This window comes from Mycobacterium heidelbergense, assembly GCF_050205645.1.
Lineage (GTDB): Bacteria > Actinomycetota > Actinomycetes > Mycobacteriales > Mycobacteriaceae > Mycobacterium > Mycobacterium heidelbergense_A.
The window spans coordinates 103,613-118,342 of sequence record NZ_JBNMQT010000011.1 but is presented as its reverse complement, the minus strand read 5'-3'; the positions used below and the strand labels follow the sequence as shown (position 1 = coordinate 118,342).

19 protein-coding genes are annotated in these 14,730 nt (G+C 65.8%); 6 read left to right on the top strand and 13 right to left on the bottom strand.

Features of this window, described 5'->3' with window-relative positions:
* From ACQI5H_RS14880 to ACQI5H_RS14860, 5 genes are read right to left on the bottom strand one after another with little or no spacing between them, the layout of a single operon-like run.
* Positions 1-486, bottom strand: coding sequence for an NUDIX domain-containing protein (locus tag ACQI5H_RS14880; RefSeq protein ID WP_427080117.1), 486 nt, complete (start codon positions 484-486; stop codon positions 1-3).
* A gap of 10 nt (positions 487-496) precedes the next feature.
* Positions 497-1,852: a WS/DGAT/MGAT family O-acyltransferase gene (locus tag ACQI5H_RS14875; protein ID WP_427080116.1), complete on the bottom strand. Its 1,356-nt coding sequence runs from the start codon at positions 1,850-1,852 to the stop codon at positions 497-499.
* Positions 1,853-1,901: 49 nt separating this feature from the next.
* Positions 1,902-2,285: a DUF1330 domain-containing protein gene (locus ACQI5H_RS14870; RefSeq protein ID WP_427080115.1), complete on the bottom strand. Its 384-nt coding sequence runs from the start codon at positions 2,283-2,285 to the stop codon at positions 1,902-1,904.
* 41 nt (positions 2,286-2,326) lie between these two features.
* On the bottom strand, positions 2,327-2,962 hold the full coding sequence (locus ACQI5H_RS14865) for a maleylpyruvate isomerase family mycothiol-dependent enzyme (protein WP_427080114.1): 636 nt from the start codon (positions 2,960-2,962) through the stop codon (positions 2,327-2,329).
* A complete protein-coding gene (locus ACQI5H_RS14860) occupies positions 2,946-3,851 on the bottom strand; it encodes an alpha/beta hydrolase (protein ID WP_427080113.1) in 906 nt (301 codons plus the stop codon). Before ACQI5H_RS14860 ends, ACQI5H_RS14865 begins: the two co-directional genes overlap by 17 nt.
* A gap of 90 nt (positions 3,852-3,941) precedes the next feature.
* Between ACQI5H_RS14860 and ACQI5H_RS14855 the strand changes: the two genes are divergently transcribed.
* Positions 3,942-4,574, top strand: a complete 633-nt coding sequence (locus tag ACQI5H_RS14855) for a TetR/AcrR family transcriptional regulator (protein WP_427080112.1) — start codon at positions 3,942-3,944, stop codon at positions 4,572-4,574.
* A 10-nt stretch (positions 4,575-4,584) separates the two neighbouring features.
* Here the strand turns inward: ACQI5H_RS14855 and ACQI5H_RS14850 are convergent, their stop codons facing one another.
* On the bottom strand, positions 4,585-5,442 hold the full coding sequence (locus tag ACQI5H_RS14850) for an SDR family NAD(P)-dependent oxidoreductase (protein WP_427080111.1): 858 nt from the start codon (positions 5,440-5,442) through the stop codon (positions 4,585-4,587).
* Positions 5,443-5,532: 90 nt separating this feature from the next.
* On the opposite strand from ACQI5H_RS14850, the gene ACQI5H_RS14845 reads away from it, so the two are divergent.
* The 4 genes from ACQI5H_RS14845 to ACQI5H_RS14830 are packed head-to-tail and all read left to right on the top strand — an operon-like array spanning position 5,533 to position 8,463.
* Positions 5,533-6,606, top strand: coding sequence for a dihydrodipicolinate reductase (locus ACQI5H_RS14845; RefSeq protein WP_427080110.1), 1,074 nt, complete (start codon positions 5,533-5,535; stop codon positions 6,604-6,606).
* Entirely contained in the window at positions 6,603-7,106 is a 504-nt protein-coding gene (locus tag ACQI5H_RS14840) for a VOC family protein (RefSeq protein ID WP_427080109.1), read from the top strand. The genes ACQI5H_RS14845 and ACQI5H_RS14840 overlap by 4 nt, the downstream gene beginning before the upstream one ends.
* Positions 7,103-7,876 (top strand): SDR family NAD(P)-dependent oxidoreductase, encoded by a 774-nt coding sequence (locus tag ACQI5H_RS14835; RefSeq protein ID WP_427080108.1) that lies wholly within the window; start codon positions 7,103-7,105, stop codon positions 7,874-7,876. The genes ACQI5H_RS14840 and ACQI5H_RS14835 overlap by 4 nt, the downstream gene beginning before the upstream one ends.
* On the top strand, positions 7,873-8,463 hold the full coding sequence (locus ACQI5H_RS14830) for a TetR/AcrR family transcriptional regulator (RefSeq protein ID WP_427080107.1): 591 nt from the start codon (positions 7,873-7,875) through the stop codon (positions 8,461-8,463). Before ACQI5H_RS14835 ends, ACQI5H_RS14830 begins: the two co-directional genes overlap by 4 nt.
* Before the next feature lie 15 nt (positions 8,464-8,478).
* Here ACQI5H_RS14830 and ACQI5H_RS14825 read toward each other — a convergent pair whose 3' ends face one another.
* The 7 genes from ACQI5H_RS14825 to ACQI5H_RS14795 all read right to left on the bottom strand — a co-directional run bounded on the left by ACQI5H_RS14825 (position 8,479) and on the right by ACQI5H_RS14795 (position 13,877).
* Entirely contained in the window at positions 8,479-8,634 is a 156-nt protein-coding gene (locus ACQI5H_RS14825) for a hypothetical protein (protein WP_427080106.1), read from the bottom strand.
* An 87-nt stretch (positions 8,635-8,721) separates the two neighbouring features.
* Entirely contained in the window at positions 8,722-9,693 is a 972-nt protein-coding gene (locus ACQI5H_RS14820; protein ID WP_427080105.1) for an LLM class flavin-dependent oxidoreductase, read from the bottom strand.
* Between the two features lie 9 nt (positions 9,694-9,702).
* On the bottom strand, positions 9,703-10,182 hold the full coding sequence (locus ACQI5H_RS14815; RefSeq protein ID WP_427080104.1) for a VOC family protein: 480 nt from the start codon (positions 10,180-10,182) through the stop codon (positions 9,703-9,705).
* 19 nt (positions 10,183-10,201) lie between these two features.
* Positions 10,202-10,951, bottom strand: a complete 750-nt coding sequence (locus tag ACQI5H_RS14810; RefSeq protein ID WP_427080103.1) for an SDR family NAD(P)-dependent oxidoreductase — start codon at positions 10,949-10,951, stop codon at positions 10,202-10,204.
* On the bottom strand, positions 10,948-12,186 hold the full coding sequence (locus ACQI5H_RS14805) for an MBL fold metallo-hydrolase (protein ID WP_427080102.1): 1,239 nt from the start codon (positions 12,184-12,186) through the stop codon (positions 10,948-10,950). The genes ACQI5H_RS14810 and ACQI5H_RS14805 overlap by 4 nt, the downstream gene beginning before the upstream one ends.
* A 14-nt stretch (positions 12,187-12,200) precedes the next feature.
* On the bottom strand, positions 12,201-13,469 hold the full coding sequence (locus ACQI5H_RS14800) for a sulfotransferase family protein (protein WP_427080101.1): 1,269 nt from the start codon (positions 13,467-13,469) through the stop codon (positions 12,201-12,203).
* Positions 13,470-13,490: 21 nt separating this feature from the next.
* Positions 13,491-13,877, bottom strand: a complete 387-nt coding sequence (locus ACQI5H_RS14795) for a DUF2237 family protein (RefSeq protein ID WP_076125165.1) — start codon at positions 13,875-13,877, stop codon at positions 13,491-13,493.
* 244 nt (positions 13,878-14,121) lie between these two features.
* On the opposite strand from ACQI5H_RS14795, the gene ACQI5H_RS14790 reads away from it, so the two are divergent.
* Positions 14,122-14,613: a TM2 domain-containing protein gene (locus ACQI5H_RS14790; protein ID WP_427080100.1), complete on the top strand. Its 492-nt coding sequence runs from the start codon at positions 14,122-14,124 to the stop codon at positions 14,611-14,613.
* The last annotated feature ends 117 nt before the right edge of the window (positions 14,614-14,730 follow it).

Genomic DNA, 14,730 nt, shown 5'->3' with positions numbered 1-14,730 from the left:
TCAGGTCCCTTCGTCCAAGCCCGCCAACTCGGGCAGGGTCATCAATCGATCCAGTAACGGCCGCTGCCCCTTGAGTAGCTTGGTGCGGGCCTGCGTCACCGGGAACCAGCCGACACGATCGACCTCGGGAAACTCCCGCAACTTGCCCGAGCCCTTCGGCCACTCGAGTTCGAAGGTGTTGCTGCGCGTATCGGTAACGTCGAGATCGGCCCGCACACCGAAGGCCGTAACCACCTTGCCGCTGGGCTGTTTGAGCCGACCGAAGTCGACGCGCGGCCCCGCCGGCGCCAGCAGTCCGAGCTCCTCGGAGAATTCCCGCTGCGCGACCGTCCAGGGATCCTCGCCGTCGGTGTACTCACCCTTCGGGATCGACCACGCCCCGTCGTCCTTACGCGCCCAAAACGGGCCACCGGGATGCACGATCAGAACCTCGACGACGCCGTCGCTAACCCGGTACAACAGCACACCGGCGGAGAGTTTCGGCATCGACTACTACTCAGACCCCGACGGCGCGTTCCAGGTCTTTGAGCGACGACTCCAAGTGGGCGAGCAGGCGCTGCAGGTGCGGCACGCTGCGCCTGCATCCGGTCAAACCGAAATCGAGATTGGCGCCGTTGCTGACCAGGGTGATGTTCAGCGCCTGGCCGTCCACGATCGCGGATAGCGGATAGCTGCCGTCCAGCCGCGCGCCCCCGTAATACAGCTGCTCGTGGGGTCCCGGCACGTTCGATATGACCAGGTTGAAGGGCGGCGACGTAGAGGACACCCAACCCGGAACCGCTGCCAGGGCCAGCGAACCCATATTCATCGCGGACAGGGCCAGCGCCTGGAACCGGGGCAGTTCGGAGAACACCTGCTTGTTGTTGCGCATCGACTCGCTGACGATCTCCAGCCGCCTGGCGGGATCCTCGATGTCGGTGGCGAGGTTGCACAGGATGGCTCCGACGAGGTTGCCGCCGGCGTCGGCCTCGTGTTCCTTCCGCAGGCTCACCGGAACCATCGCGACCAGCGGCGTGTCCGGCAGCGCGTTCTGCTCGAGCAGGTAGTAGCGCAGCGCCCCAGAGCACATCGTCAGGACCACATCGTTGAGGGTCACGCCCGCGGCCTTCTTGACGTTCTTGATCCGGTCCACCGACCACGACTGCGCGGCGCACCGCCGGGCGCCCCCGATCTTGACGTTCAACATGGTGCGCGGGGCCCCGAACGGCAGCGTCACCCGCTGCTCGAACAGCGCCGCGCGAGCCAGCGACACCGTCGAAGGAGCCAGTGCGGCAACACCTCCCGCCGTCCGCTTCAGTGAGCTCAACGGCGACGACGGGACGGACTTGCGTTTGGGTTTGAGCAGGCCCCATGGCGCCCGGATCTCGCGATCGTCGGGGTCGGGCGACAGCGAGCGTTGCATCAGCTTCAAGGCCGAAACTCCGTCGATGAGCGCATGATGCATCTTGGTGTAGACCGCGAAGCGGCCGTCCTTGAGGCCCTCGATCACATACGCCTCCCACAGCGGACGGTGGCGATCGAGCAGGCTGCTGTGGAGTAGCGAGGTCAGCTCGAGCAGGTCCCGAACCCGCCCCGGGGACGGCAGCGCCGAGCGCCGGACGTGGTAGTCGATGTCGAGGTCGTTGTCGTAGGTCCACGCGAGATTCGCGATGCCGCCGAAGAAGGTTGCGGGACGCTTGAGAAATGTGGGCTGGAAATCCTGCTGCGCGACCAGCTGGTCGTAGAACTCGCGGACGAAGCCCTGATCGGCGCCGGCCGGCGGCTCGTATAGTGCCAGGCCCCCGACGTGCATGGGGTGCTCACGGGATTCCCCCAGCAGAAACACCGAATCGGTGGGCATCATCAGTTCCATCCACCAATTAGACCCCCACGGGGAAGTAACCCGCCAGCGCCCTAGGCGATCACTCCGACGCGACGGACCACGCCGACGTCGCGATCAGGTCCCCGCGCTCCAAACCCGCAGCACGATGTTCGTGGATCTTGGCGTACTCCTGGGTTGTCACCATGTCGATAAACGCCTGGGGCGACGGGTATTGGACGACGAGAATCGCGTCCCACCAAGGCCGTTCGCCGTCGCCGATGACCGCCGCCGGCGCGCCTCCCGCGTAGAGCACCGTGGCGCCGACGCGTTCGAGGTGCGGCGTGACCTCACGGCCGTACTGCGCGTAGTGCTCGAGGCCACCGTCGGCCTTGAACTTCAGCAGGTTGACCATTACCACGGGTTCGTCCGGCGGCCGCGCGGTGAGCGCGGCGAACTGTTCGGGAGTGGGCTCCAGGCTGCTCATGCACAGACGATAGCGGGCAATACAACGGCGTCACTGCGCGATCAGATACGAGAAGCAAGTGCAGCAACCCCGTCGCCGTTGAGGTGTCGCAGCGCCCAAGGCCGGCCCGCGAGCACCGAGGCCAGGTGGGCGGCCTGTCCCGTAACCGTGGGCCCATCGGCACTGTGACGCCAGGCCGCGTCGGTGGCCCTCAGATCGAGGCCGCGCGCACGTGCGGCCGCCGGGACGAACGGGTTGGGTAGGTGAACCTGGGTATCGAGGACGGCGACGACGGTGGGTATCGGCACCGCCGACTCTCTGCCCAACGCATAAGTGATGTCGAGTTCGTGGATGACGTGATCGCCTAGGAGCAGTCGCCGCGGGAACACGCGGCCGATTCCTTGCGGTCGCCGCGTCAGCGCAACGAAGTCGTCGATCAACAGGGCCGGATCACGTTGCGCCGCTATCGCGCAAGCCAGTTCGGTGTTCGCGGCATCGAATGAGCCGCGGTGCCGCAGCATGCCCACGGCGAGCGACCGCAGCCCACCCCCGTACCCGACGACAAGGTGGGCCAGCACGTCGTGATTCGTCCACTCGGCGCATAGGCTTGGCTCGGCCCACTGCGCCCGGGTGATACCGCGAGCAAATTCGGCGAGCCTTATGTCGTTGTCCCGCAACATATCACCCGACTCGGACACCCAAATGCTCCCTTAGAAAGACGGCCTGGTCGGCGAGCAACGCGTCCAACAGCGGCGGATGGTAGATCTGGAAGTGATCGCCGTCGTAGTGCCGAACAACCCCGCGCGGTGCCACCACGGCGATTTCCTCGGCATGGCGAGGATCCATCAAAGTCTCCCGCCGCGATACGCAAACGAGAAGCGGCGCTTCGATTTTCGTGGCTTGGCGCTTTGCGCTGGCCAACCCGATACCGACGACGTCCGCCGCGCCCATGCGGTTGTCGAACTCACAGCCAGTCGGAACGGTGGAATACCAACCCTCCAACGCGCCCGCGATGGTCACTGCTGCCAGGCTCCCGGGCCTGCCGACAATCGGGACATATTTTCGGCCCGCTCCGCGGATACGGCGCAGCGCATCGTCGAGTATCGCGGGCGTCAGCCGCATGGCGGGCCGCACACCGCTTCGGCGCAGCGTTCCCGGGCCGTGCACGATCGGGCATTGCACCACCACGGCCGAGACGTCGGCCCCGCGCGCCGCGGCGTGCAGCACGTGCAGCGCACCGAGGCTGGTGCCCCACAGGCCCAGCCGGCCGGCGTCGATCCTGCTATCCAGCCGGAGATGACTCAGTGCCGCTTCGACGTCCTGCCGGTGGCGCCTCATGCTGAATAGCTGACGCGGCTCTCCGCCGGATTCACCGGTGTGGCGGTAGTCAAAGGCCAGCGTGGCGATACCGGCCGCGGCGAAGTGCTGTTCGTATTGCGCCAGCAGCATGCCATGGGTGGCGCCGAGGCCGTGAGCAAGCACCAGGCCCGGATGGGGCCCTGGGCCAATCGGCAGGGTCAGCCATCCCGCGCAGCGGGTGCCGTGCGAGACGAATGACACCCTCGCGGTGTCCAGGGAGGCGGTCATGTGAGATCCTTGCAAAATACGTACACCGTACGTTTGTACTTTACGTACGATGTACGTGTCAACGCATCGCGTGGAGGAGGACTGGTCCAGATGCGGGCACGCTTCACTCTCGACGAGGTACGGGCGAAGGCGATGGAGCTCGTCGACCGGGACGGACTGGCCAGCTTGAGCATGCGATCGCTGGCCACCGCGTTGGGCACCGGACCGATGACGCTCTACAACTACGTCAACGACCGCGAGGAGTTGGAAGGCCTCGTCGCTGAGGCGGTACTCGCCGATGTTCGGCTGCCTCGACGCTCCAGCGATGGGCTTGCCGACGTCAAAGGCATCGCGGCCGCCATGTGGCGGGCCGTCCGCAAGCATCCCAACGCGGCTCCGCTGGTTCTCACCCGCCGAACGGTATCCGCAGCGGGGTACCTGCCGGCCGAACGACTGATCGAATCCCTCGGCCGGGCAGGCTTGAGCGACCTGGATCTGCTCGCCGCGTTTCGAGCGGTGCTCAGCCTCGTAATGGGCTCTGCCCAAGTGGAATTGGCCGGACCATTCGCCACAGCCGACCGTGAACAATCCAATGCGGCTGCGGCCAAACGAATCGGCGAGCTGGCCGGCGCCGAGCATCCGCACATGGCCGCGTTGGCGAAAACAAGCCAACGATCGACGATGGCCGCCGATTTCGACCGAGCTCTCGAGATGCTGCTTGCCGGCATCCGGACCCGTTGCTGAACGGCGTCGCTTACAGCAGATCGGTGATGGTCTTCAGGCCGGCGTCGTAGAGCACGCCGGGCAGCATGCCGCCGTCGTGCTCGATCGTCGTGCCGTTGACGAAGTCCGCGTCCCCGCTCGCGAGAAAGACGCACACGCGACCCACCTCCGCCGGTTCCCCCGCGCGACGCAATGGGACGGCGGCGAAGTACTTTTCGCCCGTCGGATCGTCTTTGGGCAGCACGAACGACCGGAAGTTCTCGGTCATCGTCGGGCCCAGCGCGACGCAGTTGACGCGGACCTTGGGTCCCCACTCCTCGGCCAGCGATCGCGTGAGGTGGTTGAGCCCGCTCTTGGCCGCGCCATAGGAGACCAACGTCGGAGATCCCGCCGGATGCCCGGCGCCGCTGGAAATGTTGATGATGCAGCCAATGCCGTCCTGGGTGGCCATCTGCCGGTACACCCGGATGGCGAACCACAGCGGGCTGATGAGGTTCATCTGCACCGCGTAGGCGTGGAACAGCGCCGTGCGCTCGAAGTCGTCGTCGCTTCGCGGCGCGCCCTGAATGCGTTGGACGAGTTCGGGAATGCTCTCCACATGCGGCGCCGGGACGGTGCCGCCGGCGTTGTTCACCAGGATGTCGATTCGGCCGTGGGTCGCCACGACGTCGGCGACGAGAGAGTCGATCGAGTGGTAGTCACCTTGGTCGCACACTCGTTGCGAAGCTCGGGCCGCCCAGCCGGACTCGACGTCGGGGATGGTGTCCAGCGGCGAGCGCGAGCAGCCGACAACGGTGGCACCGGCGCGCAGCAGTTCATGCGCGATCCCGACGCCGACACCGCGGCTGGTCCCGGTGACGATCGCAACCTTGCCGTCGAGAACGCCCACCGGCCTACCTTCCTTATTGACAGTCACTGCCAGGTAGTCATACCGTGCCATCTCATTGGTGCGATGTAAAGGCGTCCGGGGAGGTAAGCCATGAGCAAGCTTCGCGTCATCCAGTGGGCGACTGGAGGTGTCGGCAAGGCCGCCATTGAATGCGTCGTCAACCATCCGCAGCTCGAGCTGGTCGGTTGCTGGGTGCACAGCCCGGAAAAGGACGGCGTCGACGTCGGCCGGATCATCGGAACCGACGATCTCGGCGTCGCGGCCACCTCCAGCGCCGACGAGGTGCTGGCCCTCGACGCCGACTGCGTCGTGTACAGCCCGCTGATCCCGAACGACGACGAGGTCGTCGCGATTCTGCGGTCGGGGAAGAATGTGGTCACGCCGGTCGGTTGGGTATATCCCGACCTCGACAACCCGGCCGTCAAGGCGATCGCCGAGGCCGCGGTCGAGGGTGGGGTGACGCTGCACGGGTCCGGCATCCATCCCGGCGGCATAACGGAGCGATTCCCGCTGATGCTGTCCGGACTGTCGTCGGCGGTCACCCATGTGCGCGCCGAGGAATTCTCCGACATCCGCACCTACAACGCCCCGGACGTCGTGCGCCACATCATGGGCTTCGGCGGCACCCCAGAGGAAGCGATGCAAGGGCCCATGGCCACCCTGCTCGAAGCGGGCTTCAAGATGTCGGTGCGAATGGTGGCCGAGCACATGGGTTTTCGCATCGATCCCAACATCAGGACCGTCCAGGAAATCGCCGTCGCGACCGCCGACATCGACTACGACCCGTTTCCGATCACCGCGGGAACCGTGGCCGCACGCCGATTCCGCTGGCAAGCGATCGCCGACGGCGAGCCGGTCATCACCGCGGCCGTCAACTGGCTGATGGGTGAAGACAACCTGGAACCGGACTGGAATTTCGGCGGGCTCGGCGAACGCTTCGAGGTCGAGATCACCGGAGACCCCACGGTGTCCCTGACCTTCAAGGGTCTGCAACCGCCATCCATCGCCGAAGGACTGAAACGAAACCCCGGTGTCGTCGCCACCGCCAACCACTGCGTCAACGCCATTCCCGACGTCTGTGCCGCCGGCCCCGGCATCAAGACCTATCTCGACCTGCCGCTGTTCGCCGGACGCCCCACCCCCAAAGTTGCTGCGCCGCTATGACATCCAGCGTCCTGGACGATGTGTCGTTCTGCCACCTCGTGATCGGGGTGACCGACATGGACCGGTCGCTGGCGTTCTACCGCGATGTGATCGGCATGGAGGTCGTGTTCGAGACCCTCATCTCCGGAGAACCATTCGACGCCGTCCTGCATGCCAAGCGAAAGCAAGAGGGCCGGGTGGTGGGCGGATTGCTGGGCGGATTGATGGTCGAGCTGCTCTCGCTCGGCGCCAAGCCGCCCGCCGACCAGCCTGCGCGCCAACGCATCACGGGCATCCACAACGTCTCGCTCTCCGTCCCGGACCTCGACGACGCCCACCGTCGCATCACCGCGGCGGGCTACACGCCCGAGCAGCAGCCGTTCGAAATAGGCGGAGTACGAATGTTTTTCGTCAATGACCCGGACGGAACGCCGGTGGAGTTCATCGAGCTGCCCGGTGGCGCGCGCAGCACGTACGAGATGCACCGGGGCGTGCCGCTGCGGATGGGGCCCGCGACGTGACCTACACCCATCCCGAGTCGATGCGCGGCCACGTCGCGATCGTCACCGGTGCCGCGCAGGGCGTGGGCAAGGGCATCGCCGCCGCACTGCTCGAACGCGGTGCGGCGGTGCTGCTGGTCGACATTCAAGCCGATGTCCTGAGCGCGACAACGGACGAGCTGCGGGCCACGGGCCGGGTCGAGAAGTTGGTCGCCGATCTGCGCGATCCGGACAACGCCCAGCGGATCGTGGCGGCCGCGGTCGACGCCTTCGGTGCCGTGCATGGCCTGGTCAACAACGCCATCGCCACAAACGAGCCCAAGGCATTCGTCGACATCACCACCGCGGACCTGGCCCTCGGCTACGACGTCGGCCCGCGCGCGACGTTTCTGCTCATGCAGGCCGTGCACCCGGTAATGGTCGAGGCCGGCGGCGGGTCGATCGTGAACCTCGGCTCGGGAACGGGCACCGGGGGCGAACCCAAGTGGGGTGGATACGCCGCCGCCAAGGAGGGCATCCGGGGACTGTCGAAGGTCGCCGCCCTGGAATGGGGGCGCGACAACATCCGCGTCAACGTCATCTGTCCCTTCGCCGAGTCCGACGGCGTCAAACTGTGGAAGCAATACGCGCCCGACGATTACGCGAAGGCGGTGGGACGCGTTCCGATGAAGCGCATCGGAGACGTGCGCACCGACGTGGGCGCGCTGGTGGCGTTCCTACTCAGCAGCGACGCCACATTCATCACCGGACAAACCATTCACGTCGACGGTGGTATCGGCAGCTTCCGATGAAAGAGTCGCTGCGCGACCGACAGCGCGCACAGGTCCGGGCCGACATCAGGCGGGCCGCGTTCCGGCTTTTCGTCGAGCGTGGCTACGAGGCCGTGACGACGGAGGAAATCGCCACCGCTGCAGGCGTTTCGCCGCGCACCTTCTTCCGGCACGTGCCAACAAAAGAGGATCTGCTGCTTGCTCCGGTTCGCCACGGTGGGGCCGCGATCGTGAACCTGCTCGAACAGCGCCCGGCCGCAGAGTCGCCGGATGTAGCGCTGATCAACGCCATCATTGCGCGCATCCACTCGTTCGACCAGGCCGACATCGAGGAGTGGCGCGACGCGCTGCTGGTTGCTCGCGGACTGCTAAGCAAGGCGACGATCCATACGCCCGTCGACAAGGAACGGGCCGCCAAGCTGATCGGCCAACGCATGGGTGCGGATCCCGACGACGATATCCGTCCCGGCCTGCTGGTCCAGCTGGCCTTTGCCGCAGCCGATTTCGCCTTTCAGCATTGGGTTCGTCAAGCCAGCAGAAGTAGACCGCTTGACCGCTGCGTTGCCGAAGCGTTGGAAGCGGTCAAGTCTCCCCGTTGGAAGCGCTGATCGGGCGGTCTGCGGCTAGAACCAGACCTTTCGACCGGCTACCGGGCGCCCGACCGCACCGAGGATCCACAAGATCACACCGATGACCACCAGGATGCCGCCGATCGTGTACAGAATTGACAGGCTCGTGAAGTAACCGATGATCAAGAGAATGATGCCCAGGATGATCACAGCATGCTCCTCTCTATTGAGCGCCCGTTGAATTAGCGCTTCGCCCTGGTATACCCGCCCGCGGGGCCTTCAATCGCGACGAAAGACTTAGCCGAGCGCTGGCAGGACCACGTCGGTGAGGAGCTGAACCGACTTCCACGCTTCGTCGACGGGCATGCCGCCCACCAGGGGATGCATCACCAACGGCCCGTAGTGCTCGGCCTCGCGGACTTCGGCGATGAGCTGCTCGGGAGTCAGGAATCGGTATCGTCCCGACGCCTTCACCTCGTCCAGCGTCCGGACTCCCGGCAGGTGCATGAGTGAACGATGGTCGGTTGCCCATTCGCCGTAAGTCACTGCCTCCCAGAGGATGTGCTCGCCGAGTTCCGCCCACGCCCGGTCCGGATCCTCGTGCAGGTAGATCATGCCGCGGTTGACGGGCCCGGGCATGATGACGAATGGCGTGAGGCCGACGTTGGAACACAGCTCGCGATAGTAGGCAGCGATGTCGGGCAGGTGGTCGGCCAGGCTGAGCGGCAGCCGGAAACGCGCGGCCCGCCGCGCGGTGGCACGCGCTCCCCCGCCGATATACAGCGGTGGGTGCGGCCGGGTCCAGGTGCCGGTGCAGATTCCTGAGTCCGGATCGCGGCCGGACCACACCGACAGCATCCGCTCGATCAGGCCGTCCATCAGCTCGCCCCGCCGGCCGAAATCCACCGCCAGCGCGTCGTATTCGACGGTTCGGTAGCCCAGCCCCACCGTGGTATGTAGCCTTCCCCGGCTCATGTTGTCGACCAGCGCGATGTCCTCGGCCAGCCGGACGGGATTCCACAACGGGCCGAGCGCGCAGTCCACGCTGGCGATCAGGGTCGTCGTTCGCGCCAAGAACATCGCCGCCGCCATGATCGGATTGCAGCTCCATCCGTGGCCGGTCGCGTGGTGCTCGTCGACGCTGACCGTGGTGATGCCGTGGGATTCGCCCCACTGCGCCAGTTCGAGTGCGGCGGACAAGATTCTGCTCTGCGTCCTCGGCTCGCCCTGCGGCGAGCCAAAGTTGAAGCGCAGCACGGTCAGCACCATGATCGATCCTCAGGCCTGGACCGGAGCCGCCGCCGACTGCAGGAACGCGGCGAAGTCGGGAAAGAGTGCGCGGTCGACGATTTCGATGCGGGTGCCGAAGGAGTCGACGTAGTACGCGAACAGCGCAAGGTCCGGGGGTGAGACGTCGGCGGTGGCTTCGAAGGTGAAGCCGTTGGCCTCCAGCATCTCGGCGCTGCCGGCGAGGTCGTCGGTGAAGTAGCCGAGGTGATGAGCGGAGTTGCCGGGCGCCGCCTTCCACGGGCTATCGGGAACCTCTTGGATGAGTTCGAGATGCGGGCTCTGCAGGGAGTAGACGAATGTCGACGTGAGCTCGCGTGTTTCGGTCGCGGTACGGAAGGGCAGCGTGTAGGTCAGCGGCGTGATCCATCGGTAGCCGGCTAGCGCGCTGAGCCGGGCCATCGCGGCTTCGAGGTCGGGCACGACGATGCCGGTGTGGTAGAAGTCCTCGGGTCGAAGCGCGAGTGCCATGGTCTTGTCCTTTGGGATCTCAGACGCAGTCCGACGCGCCGTCGACGACGAAGATTGCGCCGCTGGTGTAGCTGCTCTGCTCGGTGCACAGGAATGCGATCGTGGGAGCGATCTCCGCGACGGACCCGAAGCGGCGCAACGGGATATGTGCCAGCTCGGATTCCACGATGTCCGCTGCGGCGTGCATGGGCGCGGTCATCGGCGTGTCGATGGTTCCCGGTGCCACCGCATTCACCCGGATTCCCTTGGTGGCCCACTTGACCGCGAGATTCCTGGTGATACCGACGATCCCGGCCTTCGCCGCGCCATAGCCGGGCACCAAGGGAACCGCCCGCAGCGCAGACATCGACGCCAGATTGACCACGCTGGCGCCTCTCGCCGCGGTCGATGCCCGCAGGGCACGGTAGAGCCCCACGGTAAGCCGGTACGGCCCGACGAGGTTGAGGCCCACCGACGCCTCGAAACCGTCCGGCTTCGATTCGTCCAGGCCGCCTGGGAAATTCGCGCCCGCGTTGTTGACGAGCACGTCGAGCCTGCCGAAGCTGTCGGCCAGCGCGTCCACGGAGTCATGGTCGGTGATCCGTAGCGAGCGGTAGACCATGCCGGCGAGGTCGGTGTCATAGTCCGTCGCCGCCGGTTTGGTGCCGGTGACGGTGACCTCGGCTCCGGCGTCCCGGAACAGCACCGCGGTGGCGTGCCCGATCCCGCTGGTGCCGCCGGTGATCAACGCGGTCGTGCCGGTGAAGTCGAAGCCGACGCGCGCCGTCATGAGTTCCTCGCTATTTGTTCGGACAGCCAGGCTCGTTCCCAGAAATTGGTGCTGCCCGCGAGCAGGACTTCGTGTGCCTCCCGCAGTACCGTCCGCGCGGCGGGATTATCCGACGAGACGAGCTCGGCGAGATGGATGGCGTGCAGGGGTCGGCCTCCGGCAAGATGCGTTCTGGCGCGATCCACGATGGCCTCGGCGCCGGCCAGATCCACCACGTCGGCGGCGACGGCATCGAAGCCGACCGGGTAGAGCTCAGTGGTCGACCGGTGGTGGAACCAGCCCGAGTAGTTCTCCCAGATCGCCCGCACATCCCAGGCGACCTTTCCATAGCCTTGTCCCACTTCGTATTCCGTGGGCAGCGTGATCTCACGCATCAGGGTCTGGACGTCCTTGCCCGCGTTCATCCCGGCCACGGTCTCGTCGTGGACGTACTGGATGGCGTCGCGCAGCCGAGTGAGCTCGGCATTAATCAGATCGGCGCCCGCGATCGGTGCGAAGTGACCGGTCACCAGCAGTTCGGGCCGCAGTTCGCGCACCCGCTCGACCGATGCGATGGCGGTCAGGGCGTCGCGGTAGCGGTCGCCCCGCATGGTGACGAGGTTGGGAATGTGCCCGAAGATCGGGCCGAAGGTGTTTCCGCACAGGCAAATTCGCTCGTCGGGCAGCCACACCACCAGCGAGTCGGTGGTCTCGCCGCCGGGCACCGAGATCAGCTCCAGCCGTCGCCCGCCCACCTCGAGGGTGAGGGAGCCGTTGAAGTCGAGGTCGACGATGGGAACACTCTGACCGGGCAGGTGCTTGGTTCCGAGGCGCCGTTGGATCGCCCGGATGCCGGACGCCAGCGTGTCTTTGAAGGCAAACGCGCTGCGGCTGGCGCGGTAGGGGATCAGCCGTTCGTTGTCGTCCCGCCAGGCCGTCCAATTGGCTTGTGCGACAACGATTGTGTCGGGATCGCGGACGCTGTCCAGGCCGCCGACGTGGTCTACGTGGCCCTGGGTGAAGATGATGTATCGCACAGGCGAGGAGTCGACAGCGTCGAAATTCGCGCGGTGCACCGGCCCCTCGAATCCCATCCCGGTGTTGACGATCACCCGGCCGTCGGCGGTGGTCAGCAAGTACGCATTGGATAGACCCGGCGAGCACCACAGCCCCGGGGCAAGCTGCTCGGCTTGTTCGGCCGACGCCGGGCGCATCGCCTCGGCACCGGGCCTGCTGCGATAGACCGGTCCGGACATCCCTGTTGACTCCTTCATTCGGGACGGACGTCGAATCTATCGAAATAGAAATCGAACCGCCCACGGAGCTCGTCGGCCGAGATTCCGAAGTGCCGTTGCAGGTCGTAGCGGATGCGGCCGTGCTTTCCGCGCGGATTGCCGTCCAGGTAGCGCCGGAACCGCTCGCGTACTTTCGGTGTCAATTCCACCTTGCCGCGGCGGTAAAGCTCGTCGAGCAGCGGCATTTCGTTGCCGTTGAGATGGTGGAAGCTGACGTCGAGGCTTCGATCGGCGGGCACCAGGTCGCGGTCGCGCACGCACGCGCTGAGCAGCCGGTGCACGCGGTCGCTCCAGTAGTCGACGAGCCAGCCCGGGTCGATGCTGGTCCGGCGCAACCGATCGGAGTAGGCCATCATCGTGATCGCCGATTGAATCACCGCGACGGGATCGCGGTGCGTGAAGGCCACCGTCGCGTCGGGAAATGTTGCCATTAGCGGGCCGAGCTGCTCACAGTGCTGCGGGCTCTTGAGGATCCACGTCCGCGGGCCGCGCAGGAATGTCAACGCCTGCAATACTTTCTTCATGTAGGCGTAGTGCCGGGTCTGGTCGAGCGCCAGGTAGTGGTCGCGCCAATCGGGAACGCGCGCATGCCATTCCAGTACATAGGCGGCCAGATCGAGGTCGAGGAGCTCGACTTCCTCCTCGATCGCCTCGGGAAACCGGTCGTGCATGGCGGCCACTACGGGGGCGCTGGCCATGAGCGCCTCGTGTTCGGATTTGGCCCGCGCGTAGCGCGGGTCGACCCCGAAGATGTCGGGGCCTTCGCCCTGCGCGGGTATCGGCTCCTGGCTTTCCCAATACGGCAGCGCGCGTCGGCGCGGGTCAGCCGCAATGAGATTGACCAGATGGGTGGTGCCGGATCGCGGCATCCCGACGACGATGAAAGGCTTCTCGATCACGATCGACTCGATCTCGGGATAACGCTTGACGAGTTCGGTCAACGACAACCGGTTGCGCAGCAGGCGAACGATCCGTTGGCGCAGGGCGGATCGCGTCAGCTCGCGCAGGCCCTCGTCGGCTTCGATCGCGGCCACGTGTGCGCGCAGGCGGTCACCGAAGCCGTCCGTGTCGTCCAGGTCGCCGACACCGGCCCGCTCGACGGCCTCCGCGAGTATCCGTTCGATGTCGAAGTCGACGCGCTTGGCCTCGGTGAATTCCAGAATCTGGCGCTGTACATCGGTGAGCCTGGGCGCCGTCAGGTCGTCGAAGTCGATATCAGCGATGTCGGGGCCCGCAGAGCCCATGCGAGCGCCTCCTAGCGGGCTCTACAAGTTAGCCAGGTCGTCGGGAACGTCGACTTTGTGTTCCTTCAGCGCCTCGAGAGGCACGACCTCCAGTGTGCGCTCGTGAGTCGACGCCAAGACCACGGGGGCGGCGCAACCGTCGTGATGGGCCCGAAGCCAGTTCAGGGCGGTGACGCACCAGCGATCGCCGGGCAGCAGGCCGGGGAACCGGTACTCGGGCACCGGCGTCAACAAGTCATTGCCGATGGAACGCTGGTGCTCCAGGAATTCGGCAGTCATCACGGCACAGATCGTGTGCCGGCCCCGGTCTTCGGGCCCGGACGAGCAGCAACCGTCGCGATAGAAACCAGTCAGTGGGTCGGTACCGCACGGTTCCAGCGGCCCGCCCAGCACATTGCGATCAGGCACCTGCTCAGTATCGCGCTCCCGGGCACGAAGTTTGCGGGAAATGCGCCATCCACGCTATGGAAAATCGCCGTCCGGCTGCTACCTATCGGTCCGGTCGAAGTTTGCCGCGGCGACCGCTGAGCACGGCTGAGCACTTTGCGGCGAGCTTCTGCCGTTTGCCGGGATCGCAAAGCGTCGAATCGTTACCGCGAGAGGGCTATGTTCTTTGGGTGCAGTCCGTCGACGGCAGGAGTTGACTCACCCCATGGCGAGCCCAAACCCACCCGGAAACCCCTCCGACGAACCACCCCAGGGGTGGCAGCCGCAAGGCTACGGTCCGCAGCAGAATCCCCAAATCCCGCCGCCGCCCGGATATCCGGGCCAACCGGGGTACCAACCGGGCTATCCGCAGCCGCAGCCCTACCCGCCCTCCTACCCCGGCTATGCGGGGCACGTCGATCCCCAGGCGCCATTTGGTCGTGACCCCGCCACCGGGGTCCCGCTGTCGGACAAGTCCGCCACCACGGCCGGTCTCCTGCAGTTGTTCCTGGGGGTGTTCGGGGTCGGCCGGTTCTATATCGACTCGACCCAGATCGCGATCGCTCAGTTGTGTTTGGGCATCTTCGGATTCGTCTTCACCCTGTTCTGCCTTTTCGGCTTCCCGGTCCTACTCGCTTCGGGCATCTGGGCCCTCGTCGACGCGGTCATGATGTTCACCGGAAGCGTCAGAGACAACTACGGCCGCAAGCTGCGCTAGAGGATGTCATCGACGGGACGAGCCCGCTCAACACCGCTTGATGACAATGAAATAACGATTCTCAGCTAAACGTATCGCGACGCGCTAAGTAAATACCGGGTTACGGGCCTCGGCCAA

What these genes read in the sequence shown, in the direction of transcription:
- ACQI5H_RS14840 (WP_427080109.1), top strand. Translation starts at nt 6,603, where the DNA reads ATGACATCCAGCGTCCTGGACGATGTGTCGTTCTGCCACCTCGTGATC.
- ACQI5H_RS14880 (WP_427080117.1), bottom strand. Translation starts at nt 486, where the DNA reads ATGCCGAAACTCTCCGCCGGTGTGCTGTTGTACCGGGTTAGCGACGGC.
- ACQI5H_RS14815 (WP_427080104.1), bottom strand. Translation starts at nt 10,182, where the DNA reads ATGGCACTCGCGCTTCGACCCGAGGACTTCTACCACACCGGCATCGTC.
- ACQI5H_RS14845 (WP_427080110.1), top strand. Translation starts at nt 5,533, where the DNA reads ATGAGCAAGCTTCGCGTCATCCAGTGGGCGACTGGAGGTGTCGGCAAG.
- ACQI5H_RS14855 (WP_427080112.1), top strand. Translation starts at nt 3,942, where the DNA reads ATGCGGGCACGCTTCACTCTCGACGAGGTACGGGCGAAGGCGATGGAG.
- ACQI5H_RS14800 (WP_427080101.1), bottom strand. Translation starts at nt 13,469, where the DNA reads ATGGGCTCTGCGGGCCCCGACATCGCTGATATCGACTTCGACGACCTG.
- ACQI5H_RS14810 (WP_427080103.1), bottom strand. Translation starts at nt 10,951, where the DNA reads ATGACGGCGCGCGTCGGCTTCGACTTCACCGGCACGACCGCGTTGATC.
- ACQI5H_RS14790 (WP_427080100.1), top strand. Translation starts at nt 14,122, where the DNA reads ATGGCGAGCCCAAACCCACCCGGAAACCCCTCCGACGAACCACCCCAG.
- ACQI5H_RS14860 (WP_427080113.1), bottom strand. Translation starts at nt 3,851, where the DNA reads ATGACCGCCTCCCTGGACACCGCGAGGGTGTCATTCGTCTCGCACGGC.
- ACQI5H_RS14805 (WP_427080102.1), bottom strand. Translation starts at nt 12,186, where the DNA reads ATGTCCGGACCGGTCTATCGCAGCAGGCCCGGTGCCGAGGCGATGCGC.
- ACQI5H_RS14870 (WP_427080115.1), bottom strand. Translation starts at nt 2,285, where the DNA reads ATGAGCAGCCTGGAGCCCACTCCCGAACAGTTCGCCGCGCTCACCGCG.
- ACQI5H_RS14820 (WP_427080105.1), bottom strand. Translation starts at nt 9,693, where the DNA reads ATGGTGCTGACCGTGCTGCGCTTCAACTTTGGCTCGCCGCAGGGCGAG.
- ACQI5H_RS14830 (WP_427080107.1), top strand. Translation starts at nt 7,873, where the DNA reads ATGAAAGAGTCGCTGCGCGACCGACAGCGCGCACAGGTCCGGGCCGAC.
- ACQI5H_RS14875 (WP_427080116.1), bottom strand. Translation starts at nt 1,852, where the DNA reads ATGGAACTGATGATGCCCACCGATTCGGTGTTTCTGCTGGGGGAATCC.